Raw genomic sequence first — 22,540 nt, forward strand, 5'->3', positions numbered from 1 at the left:
AGGCGAAGTCGACGCTTTAGCCTCGACGGCATCGGTGGTGATACGCCCTAGTTTCCGGATGACTGCCGAGGATCATCCGGAAAAACTGTCGGGCCACGAATCGCAGGACTCGGAACAAGCGAAGCCGCGTCGCAGGCGGCGGCGGAAGTGGGTCACTGCGATCATCGTGATTGCCCACATCCTCGGTGCGCTGACATCGGTGAAGGCGATCATGGAGACCCGCACCGCGCAGGGTGCGGTTGCGTGGGCGATTTCGCTCAACACGATGCCCTACGTCGCGGTGCCTGCCTACTGGGTGTTCGGTCGCTCCGACTTCAATGGGTACGTCAATGCCCGGCGCGATCACCGGGAGGTGTTGACCGAGTACTGGGACGACTTCGAGGGCAAGCTGGAGGAAAAGGACCTCGTCTGGCAGGGCCCGGCCCGCGATCCGTTTGTTTCCGAAGAGCTCGCGATGCTGCCGGCAACCGGCGGCAACGATGCCGAGTTGCTGGTCGATGGCGATGCGGTCTTCGAATCGATCCTCGAGGGGATCAAGCGGGCCGAGAAGTACGTGCTCGTGCAGTTCTACATCATCCACGACGACGGCGTCGGCCGCGAGCTCCGCGACGCGCTCGTCGAGCGTGCCGAAGCGGGTGTGCGATGCCTCCTTCTTTACGACGAGCTTGGCAGTGACATGTCCGAGGAATACCTCGCCTCGCTGACCGATGCGGGCGTCCTGGTCAGCCCCTTCAACACGACCCAAGGCAAGGCCAACCGCTTCCAGGTGAACTTCCGCAACCATAGGAAGATCGTCGTGGTCGACGGCCGGGAGGCATGGGTCGGAGGTCTGAATGTGGGTGACGAGTACAAGGGGCTCGACCCCGAGGTCGGCTACTGGCGCGACACCCATATGCGGGTGGAAGGACCCTCGGTGCAATGCGTGCAAGTCGCCTTTGCCGAAGACTGGCACTGGGCCGCGAAGGAGATCCTCGAAGGGCTCGATTGGGAGCCGCGGCCCGCGAAGAGCGGTGCGAAGAAGGGTGTTCTCTGCCTGCCGACGGGTCCGGTCGACCCGCTGGAAACCTGCACACTGTTCTTCCTCAACCTGATCAACAACGCCGAGGAGCGGCTATGGATCGCGAGCCCGTACTTCGTGCCCGACCAGCAGTTCATCAGTGCGCTGCAACTCGCCGCATTGCGTGGAGTGGACGTGAAGATCCTCGTCCCCGACGAGTCGGACAGCACGATGGTCGATCTCTCCGCGTGGTCCTTTGTTCCGGAGCTTCAGGACGTCGGGATCGAGGTGTATCGCTACACCAAGGGCTTCATGCATCACAAGGTGACGCTGATGGACGACCGCTACTGCACGATCGGCACGGCGAACTTCGACAACCGTTCGTTCCGTCTCAACTTCGAGATCACGATGGGAGTCGAGGACGAGGCATTCACCAGCGAGGTCGCGGCGATGCTGGAGGAAGACTTCTCCAACGCGCGGCTCGTTGCCGATGGCGAACTGGAGAAGAAGAGCGACTGGTTCCAATTCTGGACCCGCGTCTCGCGGCTGGCGGCACCGGTGCAGTGACTTCGTGCCCCGTTCCGGCTTGTCGCTGGAGGGGATCTTCGGCTAGGTGGCAGGGATTCGCTTTCCCGGCCCGAAGCCTCCCCCTGCCATGTTCCGTTGTTTCCCGAAGTGCCTCGCCTCGCTCCTCCTCCTTCACTCTCTCGACGCCGCTACGTTCACCTGGGATGGTGGTGGGGCTGACGACAACCTGACGACTCCGGCCAATTGGGTCGGGGATATCGCTCCGAATCCGGCTGGAGGGGATGATCTCGTTTTCGCCGGTTCGACCCGACTGTCTCCGCAGGTGGATGTGCCGTTCATCGCGGAGTCGATCACGTTCAACAACACCGCCGCCGCATTCTCGCTTGCTGGAGCGAACCCGCTGACCATCGGCAATGGAGATCTCCAGAATTACTCGGCCCAGACCCAGACGCTGGGATGTGACCTGGCCATCGGGGGAAGCACGTTCCTCTTCATCAACGCGGTGTCGGGCAACATCGTGGTCAACGGTGACATCGACAACGCGGGCAAGATCCTCGTCAGCCAGCCGAGCGCCGGTCGAAGCGTGACCTTCAACGGCGTCACCGCCGGGACCGGAAGTTTCCGGGTGCAAGGGAGCGGCACCACGGTCGGCGGTGCCAGCGGCCAGACCTACACGGGCGGGTTGTTGGTGCTTGGCGGGCGGTTCGAGGTCGGCGGTAGCGATTCCTATCTCGGGGCGGGAACGGTCACCCTGCAGAGCGGAGGTGTGATCGATGTCAACGGGACGGCCAACATCTGGCGGAACATTTCGATCTCCTCATCCGGCGGCGGCCTCGAAGCATCATCGGGCAGCCCGTTCTTCACCGGCGTGGTTTCCGGCAACGGCGAACTGACGATCGGCGGCGGGTCGGTAAGGCTCACCAATCTGTCCAACAGCTACTCTGGAGGAACCCGGGTCATCGGCGGTGGCATTCTCCGGATTTCAGACGTGGCGCAACTCGGTTCGGGAGGACTTTCGCTCGACGACGGATCACTCCAATTCCTCGCTGCGGAGTCGATGTCGACGGATCTCGTGATCGGAGCCGGGGGCGGAACGCTCAATACCAACGGTTACGATTGCGAGCTCGGTGGATCCATCGCTGGGGGCAGCCTGACCAAATCCGGAAGCGGGAACCTGAACCTCGTGTCGAACACGGTCACGTCGCTCGACACGCTTGTGGTTTCCCAGGGAAGCTTGGCCACGTTTAATACGCCACTTCCCGTAGGTGTGGACCTCACTGTTTCGGCGGGTGCGGTGTTCAGCACGGGTGCTCACGATTACGAGTTCGGACAGATCGGCGGCTCCGGGAACCTGAATCTCAATTCTCCGACCCATACCACGACCTTCGGCGCGGACGACAGCTCGGGAAGCCTCGATGTCTCGCTGACCGCAACCGGAGAGCTCGTGAAGTCGGGCACGGGCACCTACACGGTGACGGCGGACAACAGCCTTTTCGGAGGCCCCCTGATCCTTCAGGGAGGAACACTTTCCTTCGATGCCGGCAACCAACTCGGCAGCGGCCCGATCAAGATGGATGGGGGCGCCCTGAAGGCCGAAGCCACGCTGACCCATGGCTCCGGGCTCATCCTCGAAGGTGGAACGCTTGAGGTGGCGGACTCCGCGATCCTCACTTTCAGCGGGGTCGTCAACGGTTCCGGAGCGATTGGAAAGACGGGCGAGGGGATTTTGGTTTTCAGCGGCACCCAGTCGAGCGGGCTGCCGTCCATCACTATTTCGGCGGGTAGCCTCCGCTTTTCCGGAGTGCCGGGATTCGCCGGAAGCATCATCAATCAGGGATTGCTTGAGTTGTTCTATGGAACGACCGAAACGATCGCGGCGTCGATCAGCGGCACCGGCGCGCTCTACAAGACGGGTACCGGAGAAGTGATCCTCTCCGGCGATATCGATCTCGCCGGAGATACTTCGGTGCTGGCCGGAACGCTTTCGATTTCGGGGAGTGGTGAGACCCTCGGCGACGTGGACGTGCTGGCCGGGACGACCCTCAGGGTCAAGGAGGCCGCGGGAGTCAGCATGAACCGGCTCGAGGGTGTCGGAACGGTTGATCTCGAGGATTTCGGAGGGATCGGCGTCGGTGTCGACGGCAGCTCGTTCAGCTTCGGCGGCAGCGTCACCGGGCCGGGCGGCTTCGCCAAGCGGGGTTCGGGCACGGTGACCCTGACCGGAACCGGCATGAGCAATTCCCTCGGGGTGATCGAAGGGGTGCTTTCGGTCAATTCGGCCGACCAGCTGCCGAGCTCCCAGCTGTTCCTGCTTGGGGGGACATTGCGGAATACCGCACCGATCGTTCACTCGGGGCCGTTCGAGACCAGCGTGGCAAGTACGGGAGCCACTGTGGATACCCAGGCGGACCTGACCCTCGGAGGTTCGCTGAGCGGAGGTAGTGCCGGGACGCCGTTCGTGAAGGCCGGCAGCGGAACGTTGACGCTGACCGGCAGCCAGAATTTCGACAGCAGCTTGGAGGCGGTGGTGAACGCGGGCGGCTTGCGGTTGAGCGGTGTCACGCAGTTCGGCGGCAATATCGTCGTCAATTCCGAACTCGTCCTCGATTACGCCGTCGACGCGACGCTGGCGCCCACCCCGACCCTCGATGGTCCCGAACTCCCTCTGAATGTTTCAGGCACCGGAGCGGTCCGGAAGACCGGAACCGGAACATTGACGGTCGAGCGACCGACATTCGCCCATGGCGGCGGCCTGTTTGTCGATCAGGGGATGCTTGTCCTGGAAGACGCGGTGGTGACGCATGGAGGGGGCGTGACGATCGATGGTGGCGGGCTGACCTTCGACAGCGCGACTCTCGGCTACACCGGTGGCACTTCGGTGAACGGAACTTCGGTCCTCACGTTGACGGACACCGACGCGTCGGGCGGCATCGGCACCATCAGTCTGGCCGACACGGCCACCATCGCCCTGAACGGTGCTTCCGGTTCGTCATTGGTTGCCGGCTCGCTGACCGGCAACGGCTCGATCATGATCGATTTTCCGAGTGGCGTGGGTGTCGGCGAGGATGACAGCTCGTGCAGCTTCGGCGGAACCGTCAGCGGCACGGGCGGATTCGGGAAGCGCGGCAGCGGCACGCTGACCCTGACCGGCAGCGGGATGTGCTCTTCCATGACGGTCATCGAAGGCGTGCTGGAGGTTGACTCCGCGGATCAGCTTCCGAGCTTCCAGCTTTTCCTACTCGGCGGAACCCTGCGCAACACGGCGCCGCTCAGTTACACCAGCGGCGACCGGATCTCGGTCGCAAGCACGGGCTTCACCATCGATGCGCAGGCCGACCTGATCCTCGGTTCGTCGCTTGCCGGTGGCACAGCGGGCAATCCGCTGGTGAAGTCCGGTCCGGGCAAGCTGACGCTGACCGGCAGCCACGGGATCGACGACTATCTCAACGCGACGGTCACGCAGGGCACGCTTTGTCTGAATGGCCTGACCCGGTTCGGAGGAAGTCTTGTGGTGAATACCGAGTTGGTTTTTGACTACGGATCCGATGCCACGCTCCTGCCGGGATCGGATCTGGGCATCAGCGACATCCCGATGCTCGTATCGGGCACCGGCTCGGTCCGCAAAACGGGCATTGGCGTCCTGACCATCGAGCAACCGGAGTTCACGCACTCCGGCGGACTGACCCAGAGCTCAGGCGGGCTGGTCCTCGATGATGCAGTGGCGGTTTTTGGAGGAGGCGTGGCGGTCGAGACCGGCAGTTTGACCATCAGCGATGCGTCCGTTTCCTACCCGGGCGGAACGGTGGTGAGTGACGGTGGATCGTTCCTTGTGGAGAACTCCTCATTCACGCATCCGGGTGGGACGACCCTCAATGGATCCGGTTCCCTCACGTTCGACGACCTGTCTCCCTTTTCCCACTCCGGGGGCATCGATATCAACGGCGGCGGCACGCTGACCCTGACCGACACCGATGCCTCGGCCGGAGTGGGTCAGGTCACTCTCTCGGACACAGGCACGATCGCCCTCAACGGGACGGTGGGTGCCTTCCTCGATCTTCCTTCGTTGACGGGCAACGGGTCGCTTTCGGTGGATTTCGGCAGCGGCGTGACGCTGGGCTCGGATGACAGCTCGTTCACGTTCGGCGGCGATGTCAGCGGCCAGGGTCAGTTCGCCAAGGTGGGTGCGGGGACACTCACCCTGACCGGTTCAAGCATGTGCGCCTTCGCCAGCATCGGTGGAACCGGAGTGCTGTCCGTCAGTTCGCCGGACCAGCTCCCCGGGACCCTGCTGTGGATCTACGGAGGGACCCTTCGCAACACCGCCGCGTTTACCTATTCCAATCCGGGTGGGATCGAAGTGGCGAGCCCGGGCGCGTTTCTCGACAATCAGGCCGACCTGACCCTCGGTGCCGCGCTTTCGGGATCGAATCTCGAGAAAGCGGGTCCGGGCCGCCTCGTCCTCACCGTCGGTCCGCAGAGTCAAGGCCTCAACCTGACGAACTCCGAAGGCGTTTTGGAACTGCGCGATCTTTCGAGTTTCGGAGGCAATGTGATCAACAATTCCGAAGTCGAGCTGAACTACTCGGTCAACCAAACACTACAGCCGACATCGTTCGTTCCGGACACGTTTCCGCTGATGATGACCGGCAGCGGCTCGGTGACCAAGACGGGGAGCGGGGAGCTGATCGTGGACGGCCACGAGTTCAACCTCTCCGGAGGGCTGTCGGTCGAGGGAGGAAATCTGACATTTGCCGACACGCCCGCGACCTTCGCGGGTATCGACATTTCGGCCTCCCGGATCCTGATACTTGACGATTCGTCGTTGCTGAACGCGGACGAGCTCTCCGGAGGTGGCATCCTCTCGATCGGATCGGGCTGTGAGGCGTCGCTGGGAAACAACGACGCAACCTTCTCGTTCAGGGGCACTGTCAACGGTGTCGGCAACGTGGTCAAAGTCGGCTCCGGAATCATGACCCTGACCGGCAGCAATCTGGTGTTCGGAACCACCCGGGTTGAGGGAGGGACGCTTGACGTCGGTCAGGATCCCACCCGTCTCGGAAGTGGCGGTGTGCTTCTCGACGGTGGCGCCATCCGGATTTCCGGATCACCCGAGATCACCCAAAGCATCACCTTGGGAACGAACCACGGGACGATCGATGTTCCGTCCGGGAGCCCGTGGATCAGCGGGCCGGTGAGCGGAACCGGCGGGTTGTTCAAAGCCGGGACGGGAACATTGGAACTACGCTATGGCAACAGCTACTCCGGCACGACGCGGGTGGAAGCAGGCACTCTGCTGGTGACCAATGCGGTGTTCTACGGCACGGGCTACGGCGACGTAGAAGTCGGCAATGGGGCGCTGCTGGCAGGAACGGGAACGAGTTTCGGAACGGTGACGGTCGAAGCGGGAGCGACCGTATCCGCAGGTCTGAGTCCGGGTGTGCTGAGCATGGGCGGACTGGACTGGGAAGGGGGAGGAATCAATACCGTCGAGATCAACGACACGACGTCCGGTGCGGGTACGGGTTGGGATGTGCTCAGCGTCGACGGCACTCTCACGATCAACGCGACCTCGGGTGTGCCCTTCGTCATCGATGTCGACAGCCTGACTCCCGCCAACCTGCCCGGTTCCCTGGCGGGATTCGCGCGTGCCACGGACTACTCGTGGGAGATCGTGCAGACGACCGGAGGGATTTCCGGGTTCTCGGCCGAAAAGTTCGTGATCGACTCCTCCGGCTTTGCCAACGACCTGGATGGTGGAGTGTTCGCGGTGTCGGTCGACGGCAACAATCTGGTGCTTGAGTTCAATGCGGCGGTGACGCCCTACAACGCATGGCTTCAATCGAAGTTCAGCGCGGCCGAACTCGCCGATCCCACGATTTCCGGGGACGATGCCGACATCGACCGCGACGGGCTGACGACTCTTCAGGAGTACGCATTCGGCGGGGAACCGAAGCTTGCCGACTCGGGATCCGTTCTGCCGACCGGCGCGTTGGACTCCGTCAACTTCGGGGACACTTATCTGACCCTTGAGTTCCCGCGTCTGCTCGACCGGACCGACATCAATTACCGGGTGATCGCCGGCGATCGGCCTGACGCACTGTCGACCGTGGTGGCCCAAAGCCTGGGTGGCGCCGCCACGGCCGGAGTGAACGGCGGTCAGGTCACCTCTGTCACCGCCGGGAATGTTGAAATGGTCACGAGCGCCGACAACACGCCGGTCTCCACGGCGAACCGCCGCTTCATGGCGGTTCTAATCGAAAGACCGTGATGCGGGCGCTGAAACTTCCGGGCCAGCCTATCGCGAACCAGAGCTGAGCAGGTCGCGCAGAAGTCGTGGCCCTCTGGGCTGCGGCTTCGGGTCGGGATCGATTTTCAGCTCCTTGACGAGGTTCGACGAGTTGCCGCTGTGATCGGTCGCGCTGACCTTGAGGGTCAGCGTGTCGGTCTGGAGAGAGACGTCGCTGTTGCCTCCCTGGATCCGCAGCTCCTGTCCGTCGGCCACCGTCGTTCCGAGCACCGAGTCGACCTCCGGATTCGGATCGCAGAGGTCATCGGCCTTCACCCGAACTACAACACGGCTAAGCTTTCGGGATGCGATGGTCTCGATCCTCTCTCCCGTCTTGCGATCCTCGAACCATGCTTCGATGACGGGTGGCATGGTGTCGGTGATGACCATGTTGACCGAGTCTTCCACCACTCCGTCATCTGCCGTCACGCCGCGGACCGAGAGTTCGTGGATGCCCAAAGGCACCCGTACCTGCGTCGGTGCCCCGGTGGCGACGACATCGCCATCGATCGCGATTTCGAGGGAGATCAATTCGAGGTCCTCAGGTGTGGTTTTCACGCTCAGCGAGACCAGCGCACCGCCATGGGTGTTGCATTCCTGCTCCAGTCCGCCCTCGACGAACAGACCGATCCCCGCGCCGGTATCGGCTTCGAACGCACCGATGTCGGTGAGCGCGACGGTGTCTCCATCGCCGTCGATCGGCCGGGGTTTGCCGTCGAAGTCGAAGAGTGGCGCGCTCATGTTCGTTCCGGCATCGACAGCCGGGGAGTTGCGCGGGAGCCGGAAGTTGTTGTTGGAGGCGTCGAGGAATTGCGGATCGGCGGAGATGTTTCCGTTCGTGCCGGTCGGGTCGGCGACGCCTTCATACGCGACGGTGTTGCCGAAAAGCAGGTTGTTCTCCCAAGTGCCGATCGGGAATGTGCGGGTCAGCCGTAAGCCGACTTCGTTGTTGGTGATCAGATTGTTGCGCAGGACCCGCTGGCCTTCTTCGTTGATGGACTCGACGACGATTCCTCCGATGCCCCGCACCATCGTGTTGTTGACCACCACCGGAAGTTCGGCGGGCGCTATTCCGCGCAGAAAGACCGCAAATGCTTCGTTGTCGTGGAAGACATTGTTGGTGATGAGAGGGGAGGAGCGTCCCCATGCCGAGACCATGGCGATGTTCGGACGAGTGGAATTGCCGCCGTTTCGGAAGATGTTCCCTTCGATGACGGGCGAGGCGAACAGGACGTTGATCGAGCAGCCGACCTGCATGACTTGGCTGGCATTTTGTTCGAAGATGTTTCCGGCAATGTAGGGGCCACTGACGCCGGGCGGACCGTTCACGGTGATCGCTCCACCGACCGCTGGCCGGGTGCCCCGAACGGTGAAGCCGATCAGCGAGGCACCTCCGCCGATATCGAACTGAGCGCCAACGTTGATGATCGTCAGCTCCGGCCCCGCGACACTTGCCAGCTCCACGGCTTTTCCATTGAAGTCGATGTCACCCGAATAGCTGCCTGGCGCGACCAGCACCCGATCGCCGGCGACCGCCGCATCGATGGCCGCCTGGATGGTCGGATGGTCGCCCGGCACCTGAACATCCGCGGCCGTCGCGCAGGCGAGAATGGCTGAAAACAAGCCTACGGTCGCATTCTTGGGGGTGAGTGGGTGAGCACGCATCCTTAGGGGATAGTGAAAACCGGAGCGGGGAGGCAAACCCAATCGGCCGCCACCGGGGGCAGGGTCCGGGAGCTTCCACGCACCGAACGGGCTTCATTGACGGCCTCGATGATCTGCCCGCCCGTTTCGATTCGGGTCATGGGCGGATCGGGGTTAGAAACGATGCCGTGACCCGTCCGCCACTCCCTTGGAAGGCCGTCGTGCCTGCGATGGTGGTTCCTCTTCTCGGTTCCTTGATTTACTTCGTCTGGTTCCCGCACGGTGGCGTGGGTCAGACGGCATACACCGCGACCAAGCTCTTCACCCTCGTCTATCCGTTCCTGTTCCTGCGCCGCATCGGGACCAAGGGTCTGCGGCCGGAGCGCGGGACGAAGGGGTCATCGGTGGCATGGGGGATTGGCAGCGGTCTCGCCATCTGCGCGGCCGGCGCCTTGCTCATGCTGAGCCCGCTCGGCGCCGTCGTCCGCGATTCCGCCTCAGCGGTCACGTCGCGGGCCGAGAGCCTGGGGTTCATCAAGCACTACCTCCTGTTTTCAGTCTTCATCTGCGTCTTCCATTCCGGTCTCGAGGAGTTCTACTGGCGCTGGTTCGTCTACGGGCAGCTCCGGGAGAAGGTGAAGCCGGTCCTCGCCCACGTTCTCGCGGCGGTCTCGTTCGCTGCTCACCATCTGGTCGTCACACTCCAGTTCTTCCCGACCGGGCTTGCGGTTTTTCTGGCCCTCTGTGTGGCTGTCGGCGGCCTGATCTGGTCATGGATGTACGAGAAGCACGGTGGACTGCTCGGCTGCTGGGTCAGCCATCTCTGTGTCGACGCGTTGCTGATGGGGATCGGCTACCAACTCATCACCGGTGGATGAGACGTGGCGTTACGATCAGCGAACGCCACGATTGTTTTGCAAGCCGGGCTGCGTATCCGTGGCACTCATGAAATGGATTTCCACGAATCTTGGGCCAAGGACCGCATGGCTCCTCGGCGTCCTCGTTCCCTCTCTGTCCTGCGCCGAGACCGGGTTCCGCTTCGACGATCCGAAGCCGCAGCGCTATCAGCTCACCGCCCGGGCCAGCAAGATCGACCCGCGGGTGAAGGCGCATCCGGAGATCGACTTTCTGATCGAGACGAAGGATGGCAAGCCGGCCGACGTCCAGCAGGCGTCGGTCGATACCCGCGTGGCGCCGCGTGGCGAGCTCGTGATCTGGCTGATGGGCTACAACCCCGGCCTCTTCGAACGCTGGAACTCCTACGGCCTGCACGCGATCCGGCCACACTATGCGAACAAATGGTTTTCGATCTGCTGCCGTGAGAAGCCGGTCGGTGAGAACTGTCGAGGCAACATCCGGCTCGAGGCGGCGACCGGTGAGGACTTCTCCGACGAGGTCGATATCCCGAAGCCCGACGGCATGGCGGAGCGGTCGGTCCGCTTCGTGAAGTGGCTCGCGAAGGAAAACCCGCAGGGTGGTTGGGCATACTTCCTCAATGATGATCAGACCGACCTTCTTTGGGAGCGGGTGATCGTGTCGGGGGCGTCGCATGGATCGACCACTGCCGCGCGCTTCGCCAAGCATCAGAAGGTCGCTAGGGTTGTGGCCCTGTGCGGTCCGCGCGACCAGTTCCAGACCTGGCAGTCGTTGCCGTCGGCGACTCCGGAGAACCGCTACTTCGGATTCAGCCACGTGCTGGACGAAGGCTGGACCAACGACCACTACTGCCGGTCATGGGAACTTCTCGGCATGCACCGGTTCGGCCCGATCGTGAATGTCGACCAGTCGAAGCCGCCCTACGGCAACACCCGTAGATTGGTCACCTCATTTGATGTCGGCGGGAATGCCGGTCGTGCCCATGGCGCGGTCCAGCCGGGTCGAAGTGCCGCCAAGGGTAAGGGCGGGAAGTATCTGCACGAGGACGTTTGGCGCTATCTCTATACTCACCCGGTGGATAAGACCGGCAACGCGGTGCCGATGGATCCCGAGTGCCTGAAGGTGCATCCCCAATAGGATCGGCCGCCTTCAAAGGCGTGACCGAACCTCCTCCGGCGCGCTCTCGACCAGGTCGGAATTCTCATCCGAGTCGGTTTTCGTGAACACCGCCCGGTCATAGGTGACGTGCGAGAGATGCCCGTTGCCGTCGTGGATCCAGTACGAGTCGTTGTTCTCCACGAAGATGAACCAGTCGGTTCCCACGTTCGGCACATTGAACCTCAGGGTGGGATAGGGCGACGGTAGCCGGACCATTTTCAGGGTGATGTTCAGACCCTTTCTCTGGTCCGGGTAGGCGAGTATCTGAATGGTCCCCTTGACCTCCTTGAGGCGCTTCGGAAGTTCGAACAGATGGACGTGATTGCCGCCGCGGGTGATCATCCGGCGGGCCGCCTGGGCGGCCGTTTCCTTTTCTAGTAGCGGTCGGGCTTCTTCCTCAAGCGCCGCCATGTCGCCTCCCAGCTCGCGGGCGTAGTGTTCCTCCTCCAGCTTCATGGTGAACGCATTCGATCGCAGGACGCTCTTCGGTCCGCCGAGTTCTTCCCCCGCCAGTTCCTCCCGGACCGTTTCAGGTGCGGATTTCAGAAGATCGGGGTCGTCATCGACGGTCGTGACCTTCCACGGATGATCGGTCTGCTTGACGGGACGCAAGGTGGGCAGGCGGACCACCTTTTCGAGATGTCCGTCACCGGTATAGACCCAGTAGGTCACGACGTCCTCGATGTAGATGAACCAATCCGAGTCCGGATCGACCGGACGGACGTTCTGGTAATTGGCGGCTCCGCCCGGTTTGCCGTTGGCCGAGGTGATCCAGAATTGGACCGAACCGTTCGACTCTTTGGTAAGGACGCTGACCCGGCTGCGGTCCTTGGGCGGTTCGACCAGCAGCTTGTTGAAGTTGCCGAGGGTATTCACCAGCCCCTGCTTTGCCGGATCGACGGGTTCAGGTTCGGCGTCGGGTTCTGTTTCCGTTGTTTCGGCCACCGACTCCACGGGTTCCTCGATCTCCATCTCTTCCTTCACCTCGTCGACAATCTCCGCGAGTGTGACTCGGTCCTCGGGCGCCACGAAGACCATTGTCTGGATGATGCTGGCGATGACCATGTAGCCGGTGAAAGTCCCGGCAATCGCCGCCGCCTTTCCCGCGCCGACGTAGAACCAGCGCATCAGCGGGAACATCACGATGACGAAGTAGAGCGGGATCACGAGCAGTCCGATGAACTGCGAGAGAATCGCCAGCGCCCAGACCGGCAGGTAGAACACGAGCGCGATCTTCGGCAGGGAAATGTCGGCTTCGTGCTTCGCATAAAGATGCATGAACAGCGCGAGGACGAGAAGGTGGGCGGCGACGATGAAGATCAGCAGCATGGGGAGATATGTTCCGTGACAGGCAAGTGTTACGCGTCTTCGCCGTCAAGCGGATCGTCCGCATGGTCGCCTCCATCAACGGCGAGCTTGTATGTGGGGCGCTTTCCGACGACCGTGGCGCATGATGATCCGCGAAAGTCTACTGGCAGCATGCCTCGGAGTGTGCGTTGCCTCCTGCGGCATGCCGGTGATCGGAGGAAGCCGGGCTCCGGAAGAGTCGACATGGAATGCCGATGGCGTGTGGCAGCGACAGGCGGGCGATCCGCCGGTGTATGTGCCGAAAGGCTACTCGGGATCGGCGGATGAGTCGCAGGGTTCCTTCGTCACCGACAAGCGCGACAAGAAACGCTTTTTCATTCCGAGCGGAGGTGCCGGAGGGATCAGCGAGGCGGTCCTGCGCAACGACGCCTACAGCAATTCCGGCGGGCGGCCGTAGCAGCTGCTCAGACCTTTCTCAGCGCACCGGTCGAGTCGCCGAAGCGCTTCTCGTCCACTCCGAACTCCTCGAGCATCCGCAGGTAGAGGTTTGTCAGCGGGACGTCCTCGCCGAGGTCGACGTGGCGGCCCGGCTTGAAGGCTCCGCCGCCGTTGCCTGCCAGCACGATCGGAAGGTTGTCGTTGTTGTGACGGTTGCCGTCCTTGATGCAGCCGCCATAGACGATCATCGAGTTGTGCAGCAGGCTCTTGCCGTCGACATCCTCGGTCGCCTTCATTTTGTCGAGGAAGTAGCCGAACTGCTCCATGTAGAAGCGGTCGATCTTGCCGATCATCTCCAGCTTCTGCTTGTTCCCCTGGTGGTGGGAAATGCTGTGGTGGCCGGCCGACACGCCGATCTCCTGGAAGCTCCGGTTGCTGCCCTCGTGGCTGAGCATGAAGGTCGAGATGCGGGTCGAGTCGGTCTTGAAAGCCAGCACCATCATGTCCATCAGCAGGCGCAGGTGCTCTTTGAACGAGTCCGGCTTGCCACTCGGAGCGCCGACTCCGGGATCCGGTGGCAATCCCATCGACTCGACCTTTTCGATCTGCCGTTCGATCTCGCGCACGCCGGTCAGGTACTCGTCGAGCTTCTGCTGGTCGTTCTTCCCGAGGTGCCGGTGCAGGGCCTTCGCGTCGTTCTGGATGAAGTCGAGCAACGAGCGCTTTGAGGCATAGCGCTGGCCGAGGCTGTCGGCGCGCTCCTTGGCGCTGCCGGCGCCGAACAGGCGTTCGAAGACCGAGCGCGGATTCGACTCCGGCGTCATCGGCTGGGTTTCCGAGCGCCACGAAAGATTGTACTGGTAGGCGCAGGAGTAACCCGAGTCGCACTTGCCCGACTTGCGCACTCCGGCGGTCGAGAGCTCCAGTGATGGCAAGCGGGTCACGGCACCTGCCTTCATCGCCGCCACCTGATCGATCGAAATGCCGAGTTGGATATCCGCGCCGGCGGTCTTCCGCGCCCGGGCTCCGGTCAGGAAGGTGGCATTGCCGCGGGCGTGGTGACCCGGGCCGTCCTTGCCGGATGTCGCGTTGACCTGCTCGAAGCCGCTGAAAACCTGGAAGTGCTCCTTCAGATGCTTCACCGGCGCGAAGGTCGAGCCCAGCTCGTAGCCGGCGCCGTTCCCTTTCGGCTGCCAGTTGGAGACGTTCACGCCGTTCGGAATGTACATGTAGGCCATCCGCAGCGGAGCGCCGCTGGCGGTGGTGGCGATCGGGCGTGATTCGAGTCCTGCAGCCAGCAGGGGCCGGAACGACTCCAACGCAGGCAGTGCCATCGAGACTCCGACTCCGCGGAGGAATCCGCGCCGTCCCATGCTTCCGATTTGCCGACTCATGGGTCTCCTATACGCCCTGTGGGCCGTTTTTCACGCACAATCTCCGAAAGCCGGCCCGGCAGCACGCTGCCATGATAGGATGAACCGCGAAAGAACGCGAATCGTCGCGAAGCTTGGCGATGCCGTCCGCCTTGGGATGACCTCACCTTTCGTGCGACTTCGCGACTTTCGCGGTTGGCATCCGGGCCTCGCTCCGCGCCCCGGCCTTCGTCGATCTACCATGAACCGCACCTCTCCCGACGGGCGGACGATTCCCCCTGATTGGCTCTTCAACTTGCCAGTCTTTAAATTTCAAGAGGGTTCGAGTGCTGAGAAATCCGCACTTCTTCTGGTTGCACGCATGGGGACTCAGCTTCTTGTTTGAATTGGGTTCCTCGCGCTGGTGAAGTAGTCTCGGCTTACTCAAGCTCGGTGCTTCTTGAGTGAAATCGGATAAGTCTCTCGAATCGATCCGAAAACTTCCATCTTGCGGAGCCTTTGACTTTGTAGGCAGGCGGAGGACTGATTTCAAACTTCGCAAGTCCGCTTGTATAATTGACCACTAGTACAACGCCGCGAACGGTTGTTCCAGAGGCGGTCACTTGCGTTTGCATACCCTTTGTATCGACGGACACCACGCTCATTCTCTTACCAACCTTAGGCAGTTGGTTCATTAGCCTTCGATAGTCGTCGAGATATTCGTCTCGTGCTAGCGTCCAGTTCTCTATGCTCGCAGCCTGGTTGAGGCCTCGGTCGGCATGGGAGGTCCTGTACTCTTCGAGATCACAAAAATCGTTGAGCACAAGTTGTAGGTCTCTTTCGACCAGGAATCGGAATAGACGCTTGTATAGACCCGCAAGCTCCGGATCAACCTGCTCCCGGGCGGTCTCGAAGGGATCCGGCCCAGGTTTTCCGGTGACTTCTGACATCAGCATCGAAGAAGCCAGGACGAGGAGGAGGCGGATGGTGGCAATCATCTGGTTATGTCGACCAGTGTATCATGTGAATCGTGACAAAGCAGGCAGCTTATTCAGCAGCGCCGTTGCCGCAAGAGCCCCAGCGAGAAACGACGGCGATCTTCCCTTGCCTCGCGGGAAAGTTAGATGTGGTCTCTTCGGAGCGGGAGCAAGTCCGCCGGGGCTGCCGACTCATCACGGGATCGGCCCTGCTGTCGCTCGTGTCTCGGCATCAGCAGGAGCAGGTCACCTTCGTCGAAGTGCGGCATCCGGCTCGCCTTGCCCACCGGATTGCCATCGGCCATCCGCCTTCGAGACCTTCACCTTTTCGCGCCCTTTCGCGATTTTCGCGGTTGGAAACCGATCGCTATTCCGCGCCACGGCGCCTCTGGAACGGCGCGCTTTCGATGATGCCGACGAGCAATTCCTTGAGGCTGCCGTCGTGGGTTTCCATGCGGTCGACGAGCTGGTCGATGGTGGTCGCATCGTAGTACTCGACACCGCGACCGATGGCATACGTAAGCATCTTTTCCGCAAGGCAGCGGTAGAAGTCGTCCCGGCGTTTGCCAGCGAGGATCTCCTTGAGTTCGGCGACGTTCGCGAACTTCTCTCCGGTGATCAGCTCACCGCCCGCATCGATCGGCTTGCCGTTCTCCTCGCGACGGAACTGGCCGAGCGCGTTGAAGTTCTCAAGCCCCAGCCCGATCGGATCCATGCGCGCGTGGCAACCGCGGCAGTCCGGCTTGTCGCGGTGGATCTGCATCATTTCGCGCATCGTGTTCTTGCCCTCTCCCGACTCCTTGCCTTCCTCAAGCTCCGGGACGCCGGGCGGGGCCGGTGGCGCCGGCGTGCCGAGCAGGTTGTCGAGGACGAACAATCCGCGCTTCACCGGCGAGGTGCGCGTGGGGTTCGAGCTGACAATCAGATACGACCCGTGCGTCAGCACTCCGCCGCGCTCGGGGTGCTCGGTGAGGTCGACCGGCACGAACTTGTCTCCCTCGACGCCCGCGATCCCGTAGTAATCCGCGAGTCGTTCGTTGAGAAACGTGTACCTCGCCGAAATGAGTTCCTCGGCCGGCCGTTCCTCGCGCAGGACGAAGTCGAAAAGCATCTCGGTCTCGCGGCGCATCGCTTCCCGCAGGCGGACGTCGAACACGAGCGATGCCTCCCGTTTCGACTTCAACCCGAGAATCTCCTGGGCCTGCACCGGCAGGGTTTCGAGGTCGCGCGTCTGCAGCCACTGGCCGACGAAATTCTCCACCAGCCGGTCCGAGCGCGGGTCGGCCAGCATGCGGTCGATCTGGGCGTGCAGTTGTTTGCGGAGCTGCTTGTTGAAGGCGAGGCTCAGAAGCTCGTCATCGGGCACCGAGCTCCAGAGGAAAAACGACAGCCGCGACGCCAGCGCGTACTCGTCGAGCAGGACGACCTTGCCCGGGTTGTTCGGTTCCGGCTGGATCTCCACCCGGAACAGGAACCGCGGGGAGCATAGGCAGGTGGTGATCGCGGCGCGGATGCCGTCCTCAAACGACTTGCCCGGCAGGCGGTCGACCTCCTTCACGATTCCGACCAGCCGCTCGATCGTCGAGCCGTCGAGCGGACGGCGGAAGGCACGGCTGACGAAGCTCCGCATGATCTTCCGCGCGTAGTTCTCGCGTGCCTTGTCGTCCTCCGGCGCGGGTCCGTCGACGAAGATCATCTGGTAGCCCTTCGCATACTCCCGCTGCTTTCCGCCGAGCGGCCCCTGGACGATCACGCGCTGCAGTGTCAGCGCCAGCTCCTCCTCGTCCGGTCCCGGCTCCTTGACCGGTGAAAGCTCGACCTCGATCGCCTGTTTGCCCTTTTTCAACGGCACCCGCCCGCGCATCTGGATCACCTTGCTCTGGTCCCAGCCGAGCACCTCTTCACCGAGCTGCTTCTCGCCGCAGCGCACCTTCAGCTTCGCCTCATGGCCGGTCGCTTCGGTCGCGCCGTGGGTCGCGTATTCGACCGTGATCTGGTAGTCGCCCGGCCACTTGACGGGGACTTCCGCACGCACGGTCTGCTTCTTCCGAAAAGGCATCCAGCCGGCGTCGCCACCCTTGAACTCGCTGCCGGAGATGTCGGTGCGCGGCACTTGCGCCGCAGCGCCCTTCGGCAGGGCGAGGTCCACGACCTGCTCGGCGGCCGCGATGTACTTTTCCATCAGCAGCGGGGAAATCGACAGCACGTCCCCGATGTTGTCGAAGCCGTAGCCGGTGTCGTCGGGCGGAAACACGTCCTCGGCCTGGAACTCGACGCCGAGCAGGTCGAACACGGCGTAGCGGTACTCCGTGCGGTTCAGCCGCCGGATCGTCACCCGGCCGGGGTCGGGATTTTCCGGATCCAGCTTGAACACGTCCGTCTGGATCCAGTTGAGCAGGGTATCCTTCTCCTTCTGGGTGAGCTGGTCTTCGTCCGAAGGCGGCATGATCTGGCTGCGGACATTCTGCCAGATGTGCATCCAGTGCTCGCGGTCATCGAGGTGCTTGGAAAGGTCCCCAAACTCATCCATCGAGAACTTTCCCTTCGATGAGCCGTCGCCGTGGCAGCCGTAGCAGTAGAACTCAAGAATCGGCAGGATATCCTTCCGATACGTCTCTTCCGGCGAGGCGGCCACGGGCGCCGCCAGCAGCACCAGTCCCGGCCACAGCTTGAGCATCATGGAACCTACTTCATTAATTGCCGATCCTGTCGCAAAAATCCGCATGCACGAACCGGCTTGCCTGAATCACGGCGTGATCCGGTAGGTGTCGGACTTGGCGTAGAGTGAGATCGAATGATGGTCTTTCTTGAATTGCTGGGCAGTCTCCTCGGTGATCGCGGTGTCCATCAGCGTAAGCCGCCTCAACTTCGGAAGTTCGCCGAGCATCGGGAAGCTCTGGTCGGTCATCCCGACTCCCCAAAGCTCGAGACTCACGAGGTTCTCGAGCTTGGACAGCTGCGAAAGCCCGGCGTCGCTGATCGTCATGGATCCGGCGCCTTCCGCGGCTTTGGCGCCGGCGTCCGGCGTCGGTGCCTCGCCCGCTTCGCCTTCCGGCTTGGCGGCGCCCGGCTCGATCCGGGCTCCGATCGTGAGCTCCATCAATCCGGTCAGCCCGGCGACCGTCCGCATCCCCTCATCCGAAATCTCGCCACCGCCGACGTGCAGCACCTTCAGATCGGTCAGCCCCTCGAGCAGTTTGAGGTCGGCATCGGTCGTGGGGGTCGTGCTGAAGTTCACGGTGAGCGGGTCCTGTGTCACGACCGCCTTGGCTTGGGTCAGTTTGGCGAGCTTCTGCTTCTGGGCGGACTCTTCCGCCATCGCAGCCTCTTCCGCCTTCGCTGCCGCGTCCGCTGCGGCGGTCGCCCGGCGTTCCTTCGCCTTGTTGTTCGCCTGGTAAACGAAGATGCCCGCTCCGCCGCCGAGCACGACGACCACCGCGAGGATGGCGATGATCGGGCCGGACGATGACGGCTGGGCAACCTTGATCCCGGGCTTGGGCATCGTGCCCGGCTGGGTGGCACCGCCGGGCGTGACCATGCCTGTGACCGCTCCGCGTGGCGGCGCCGGGGGTGCCGGCGGAGGAAGGGGCGCGCGGGATGGCGCGATGTCGAATACGGCCGACAGCGGCACCCACTCCTCTCCGTCCTCGGGCATGACCATGGTGTCGGCCGTCAGTTGGCCGGACTGCAGCATGCTTCCGATTTCCTCGACGGGAAATGGTCCCTGCGTTTCTTCGCCGATCGCGACCCAGTAGTTCATGTTCCGAGACTGCCAAATCGCCCGCTTTCCGGGAAAGCCTATTCCCGTTGCCCAAATCGCCGGATGGCTTGCCAAGGTCGGGCCGCTGGGATTGGAGTGGATCATGCAATACCTCGCGATCCTCGCGTTTGCCGTGCTGGGCCTTGTTTCGTGCTCCACGCTTCCGGGAAACCAGACCGCACTGATCCGTTCGCCCGAGGTCGTCTCGCTCGCCCGGGAGGAGTTCGGCTACAAGCCGCTCGACCGTATTGAGATCGCCTACGCCACGGATCGCGAGAAACCCGCTGGCGGCGGCACGTCCGGCGACTACGAAGACCAGCGCGGCCTGCGGGTGTGGCTGGGCTTCGCGGACCTCGAGGTGAAGAACCGCGAGAAGTCCGGCCGGATCCAGCTCAACCAGGTTCGCGAATCCGGGGTGCTCCATGCGTCGGTCGGCGCGTGGGACCTGCCGGCTTCGAAGGAGGAAATGGCGGGCGAAGCCGAGTTCTTCCGCCATCTGAACCGCAAGCTCGATGCGACGAAAAAGGGCGACCTCGTCATCTACATTTCGGGCTTCCGCATGCCCTTTTCCGACCCGCTGCTGGTGTCCGGACAGTTCTCTTCTCTGGCGGCGGACAACGTCGTCTTCATGGGCTACAGCTGGCCGACCACTCCCACGCTGACCTCCTACTTCCGCGACATCGAGACGGCCGAGTATTCGTCCCGCAACCTCCGCCTGCTGCTCAGGCAGCTCGCGGCCAAGAGCAGTGCCCGCAGAATCCACATCTTCGCCTACAGCGCCGGCACCCGGCTGGCGGCCCGCACGCTGCAGGAGATCAATCTCGAAACCCGCAGCGACTCGGCCGCACGGCAACGCTACCGGTTGGGCCAGGTAGCGCTGGTTTCCTCCGACATGGACCGCCAGCTCTTCGGGTCTTTCCTCGCCGACGACATCACGCGCGCCTGCGAGCGGTTGCTGGTGTACCGCTCCGGGAAAGATGGCATCCTCGGGCTGTCCGGCTGGTTGTTCAGCCGGGGCCGGCTCGGCCATGTGCCGAAAGACGAAGCCTATCCGCCGCACCGCCGGGATTACCTCCGGAAACTCGACAAGCTCGACGTGGTGGATGTCAGCGATGCGCCATTCGCGGGATCGTACGGGGGCCACTTCTACTTCTTCCAGAGCCCTTGGGTGAGTAGCGACCTGTTGCTGAGCTTTGTCTCCGACCTGAGACCCGGCAGTCGCGGGCTGGTGCGCGATGACCAGAGCTTCGCGTGGAAGTTTCCCGCCGACTATCCGGAGCGCCTCGAGGCTATCGCCCGGGAGCGCAAAAAGCGGTAGCGGTGGCGCGGATCGGAGATTGGATTGACTCGGAATGCGAATCGCCCGTTAGATCAGTGGAGCAAAGCATTGGCCATGTCCGAGAACTCGTCCACTTCCGGCAACGAACCAACCTGCCGGCTCATTTACAAGAGCCAGACTTCGTGGGATCTGTTGTCCAACGAGACGCTGCTCGAGCTCGCGAAAACCAGTGCCGAGCGAAACGATGCCAGGGGGATCACCGGCCTGCTGCTACTTTCGGGCGAATCGTTCCTCCAGGTGCTGGAAGGCCCCTCCGGCGAGGTCAACGACCTCTACCTGCGCATTTCGCGCGACGACCGCCATGGTAAGCTCCGGCTGCTGATCTTCGAGCCGATCGTTCGCCGGACCTTCGAAGACTGGGCGATGCACGTTGTGGATCTCGACGAGCTGCCGATGGCGCAGCGCGATTTCCTGAGGGCGAAGTATCCGGTCGAGGATGACTCGATCACGATTCCCGACGACGACCGGCTGGCCATCGCGCTGTTGCTCGACGCGCGGCAGCTCACGCTTTCCGAGACCGACCGGTCTTCGAGTTAGTTCGGAGCCGCGGCGGACGTATGGGAGGCGATCCTCATGACCGTCCGACCGATTGCCTTCGCCTCCATCCTTGCCGCCGCGCTGCCGTATTCGGCCACCGCTGACGAGCGGCCACCGAACGTCATCGTCATCCTCGCCGACGATCTCGGTTGCCGTGACCTGAAGCTTTACGACGGCTGGATCGAGACCCCGCGGATCGAGCGGATGGCGAAGGAAGGCATGACGTTCACCGACTTCCACGCGAACTCGTCAGTCTGCAGCCCGACACGCACCGCCTTTCTTACTGGCCGCTATCAACAGCGCGCCGGCATCGTCGATGTGATCGTCGGCGACAAGGAGCCGGACCAGGGGATCCCGGCATCGACGCCAACCTTGGCGAAGGTTTTCCAGAAGAACGGCTACGCGACCGCGCTCTTCGGCAAGTGGCACTGCGGATTTCAGGACCAGTACAATCCCGTCCACCACGGCTTCGATGAGTTCGTCGGCCTGCTGAACGGAGCGGGTGACTTCCACCAGCACGGGAGCTGGCGGGTCGGACTCGAGAAGCGGAATGTCGAGGGCTACTCAACCGACATCATCACCGACCGGAGCGTCGACTTCATCCGTCGCCAGAAGGATAAACCTTTCTTCCTCTACGTCTCGCACCAGACGCCCCACAACCCGTATCAGACCCGTGCCGACGTGCCGGAGAAGCGCGACAAGGATTGGAAGCAGAACCGCGTCGGCGAGGAGAACCGGCCGCGCTACCAAGAGATGGTGAAGGACCTTGATGACAGTGTGGGCAAGATCCTCGACACGCTCAAGGAGACGGGACTGTCGGAGAACACGCTGGTGTTCTTCTGGTCGGACAACGGCGACGTCCGGATGAGCCCTGTGGCAGGCGATCTGCGGGGCAGCAAGTTCAGCCAGTACGAGGGTGGCCACAGGGTTCCCGCCGTGGCGTGGTGGCCGGGCAAGATCAAGGCCGGCGCGGAGTCCGATGCGTTGGTTCTGGGCTTCGATCTATTCCCGACCTTCACCGAGATCGCGGGGATCGGGGAAGATGCGCCGGACAATCTCGACGGCACGAGCGCGAAGGCGCACCTGTTGGAACAGGCGGAGTTCAAGGACCGCGAGATTTTCTTCGGCTACGAGCCGAAACTAGGAACCGCGATGCGTCGTGGTGACTGGAAGCTCATCGTCAAGGGTGACGACGTGCAGCTTTACAATCTGAAGGACGACCTTTCCGAGACGCGCAACGTCGCCGAGGAACATCCCGACGTCACCAAGTCGATGCGAGCCGCGATCGAGCGCTTCAAGCAGACGGTGACGAAGGGATCGTAGAGACGGTCGCCGTAAGC

At 62.7% G+C, this 22,540-nt stretch carries 16 protein-coding genes; 8 read left to right on the forward strand and 8 right to left on the reverse strand.

Features of this window, described 5'->3' with window-relative positions:
* Positions 1–58 precede the first annotated feature (58 nt).
* On the forward strand, positions 59–1,564 hold the full coding sequence (gene cls / locus HAHE_RS09615) for a cardiolipin synthase (protein WP_338690540.1): 1,506 nt from the start codon (positions 59–61) through the stop codon (positions 1,562–1,564).
* An 88-nt stretch (positions 1,565–1,652) separates the two neighbouring features.
* Positions 1,653–7,793, forward strand: a complete 6,141-nt coding sequence (locus HAHE_RS09620; protein WP_338690542.1) for a beta strand repeat-containing protein — start codon at positions 1,653–1,655, stop codon at positions 7,791–7,793.
* A gap of 27 nt (positions 7,794–7,820) precedes the next feature.
* Here HAHE_RS09620 and HAHE_RS09625 read toward each other — a convergent pair whose 3' ends face one another.
* On the reverse strand, positions 7,821–9,476 hold the full coding sequence (locus HAHE_RS09625; protein ID WP_338690543.1) for a choice-of-anchor Q domain-containing protein: 1,656 nt from the start codon (positions 9,474–9,476) through the stop codon (positions 7,821–7,823).
* A gap of 2 nt (positions 9,477–9,478) precedes the next feature.
* Positions 9,479–9,616, reverse strand: a complete 138-nt coding sequence (locus HAHE_RS09630) for a hypothetical protein (protein WP_338690544.1) — start codon at positions 9,614–9,616, stop codon at positions 9,479–9,481.
* Between the two features lie 27 nt (positions 9,617–9,643).
* Between HAHE_RS09630 and HAHE_RS09635 the strand changes: the two genes are divergently transcribed.
* Together HAHE_RS09635 and HAHE_RS09640 are read left to right on the forward strand one after the other, a co-directional pair.
* Positions 9,644–10,333, forward strand: coding sequence for a type II CAAX endopeptidase family protein (locus HAHE_RS09635; RefSeq protein WP_338690546.1), 690 nt, complete (start codon positions 9,644–9,646; stop codon positions 10,331–10,333).
* Positions 10,334–10,400: 67 nt separating this feature from the next.
* The gene (locus tag HAHE_RS09640) at positions 10,401–11,468 is read left to right on the forward strand and encodes a BPSS1187 family protein (protein WP_338690548.1); all 1,068 of its coding nucleotides are present in this window, start codon (positions 10,401–10,403) and stop codon (positions 11,466–11,468) included.
* A 12-nt stretch (positions 11,469–11,480) separates the two neighbouring features.
* Here the strand turns inward: HAHE_RS09640 and HAHE_RS09645 are convergent, their stop codons facing one another.
* Entirely contained in the window at positions 11,481–12,818 is a 1,338-nt protein-coding gene (locus HAHE_RS09645) for a hypothetical protein (protein WP_338690550.1), read from the reverse strand.
* A gap of 121 nt (positions 12,819–12,939) precedes the next feature.
* Between HAHE_RS09645 and HAHE_RS09650 the strand changes: the two genes are divergently transcribed.
* Positions 12,940–13,254 (forward strand): hypothetical protein, encoded by a 315-nt coding sequence (locus HAHE_RS09650; RefSeq protein WP_338690552.1) that lies wholly within the window; start codon positions 12,940–12,942, stop codon positions 13,252–13,254.
* A gap of 7 nt (positions 13,255–13,261) precedes the next feature.
* Here HAHE_RS09650 and HAHE_RS09655 read toward each other — a convergent pair whose 3' ends face one another.
* The 5 genes from HAHE_RS09655 to HAHE_RS09675 form a co-directional block, all read right to left on the reverse strand.
* On the reverse strand, positions 13,262–14,629 hold the full coding sequence (locus tag HAHE_RS09655; protein ID WP_338690554.1) for a DUF1552 domain-containing protein: 1,368 nt from the start codon (positions 14,627–14,629) through the stop codon (positions 13,262–13,264).
* A 398-nt stretch (positions 14,630–15,027) separates the two neighbouring features.
* Positions 15,028–15,585, reverse strand: coding sequence for a hypothetical protein (locus HAHE_RS09660; protein WP_338690556.1), 558 nt, complete (start codon positions 15,583–15,585; stop codon positions 15,028–15,030).
* Between the two features lie 122 nt (positions 15,586–15,707).
* Positions 15,708–15,869 (reverse strand): hypothetical protein, encoded by a 162-nt coding sequence (locus tag HAHE_RS09665; protein ID WP_338690558.1) that lies wholly within the window; start codon positions 15,867–15,869, stop codon positions 15,708–15,710.
* A gap of 62 nt (positions 15,870–15,931) precedes the next feature.
* Positions 15,932–18,244: a DUF1592 domain-containing protein gene (locus tag HAHE_RS09670; RefSeq protein WP_338690559.1), complete on the reverse strand. Its 2,313-nt coding sequence runs from the start codon at positions 18,242–18,244 to the stop codon at positions 15,932–15,934.
* Between the two features lie 66 nt (positions 18,245–18,310).
* The gene (locus HAHE_RS09675; RefSeq protein WP_338690560.1) at positions 18,311–19,324 is read right to left on the reverse strand and encodes a DUF4339 domain-containing protein; all 1,014 of its coding nucleotides are present in this window, start codon (positions 19,322–19,324) and stop codon (positions 18,311–18,313) included.
* Positions 19,325–19,427: 103 nt separating this feature from the next.
* On the opposite strand from HAHE_RS09675, the gene HAHE_RS09680 reads away from it, so the two are divergent.
* From HAHE_RS09680 to HAHE_RS09690, 3 genes are all read left to right on the forward strand, one after another.
* On the forward strand, positions 19,428–20,642 hold the full coding sequence (locus HAHE_RS09680) for an alpha/beta hydrolase (RefSeq protein ID WP_338690562.1): 1,215 nt from the start codon (positions 19,428–19,430) through the stop codon (positions 20,640–20,642).
* A 75-nt stretch (positions 20,643–20,717) separates the two neighbouring features.
* Entirely contained in the window at positions 20,718–21,200 is a 483-nt protein-coding gene (locus tag HAHE_RS09685; protein WP_338690564.1) for a BLUF domain-containing protein, read from the forward strand.
* Positions 21,201–21,236: 36 nt separating this feature from the next.
* Positions 21,237–22,523, forward strand: coding sequence for a sulfatase (locus HAHE_RS09690; protein WP_338690566.1), 1,287 nt, complete (start codon positions 21,237–21,239; stop codon positions 22,521–22,523).
* Positions 22,524–22,540: the final 17 nt, after the last annotated feature.

It is taken from the genome of Haloferula helveola, from assembly GCF_037076345.1.
GTDB classification, from domain to species: domain Bacteria; phylum Verrucomicrobiota; class Verrucomicrobiia; order Verrucomicrobiales; family Akkermansiaceae; genus Haloferula; species Haloferula helveola.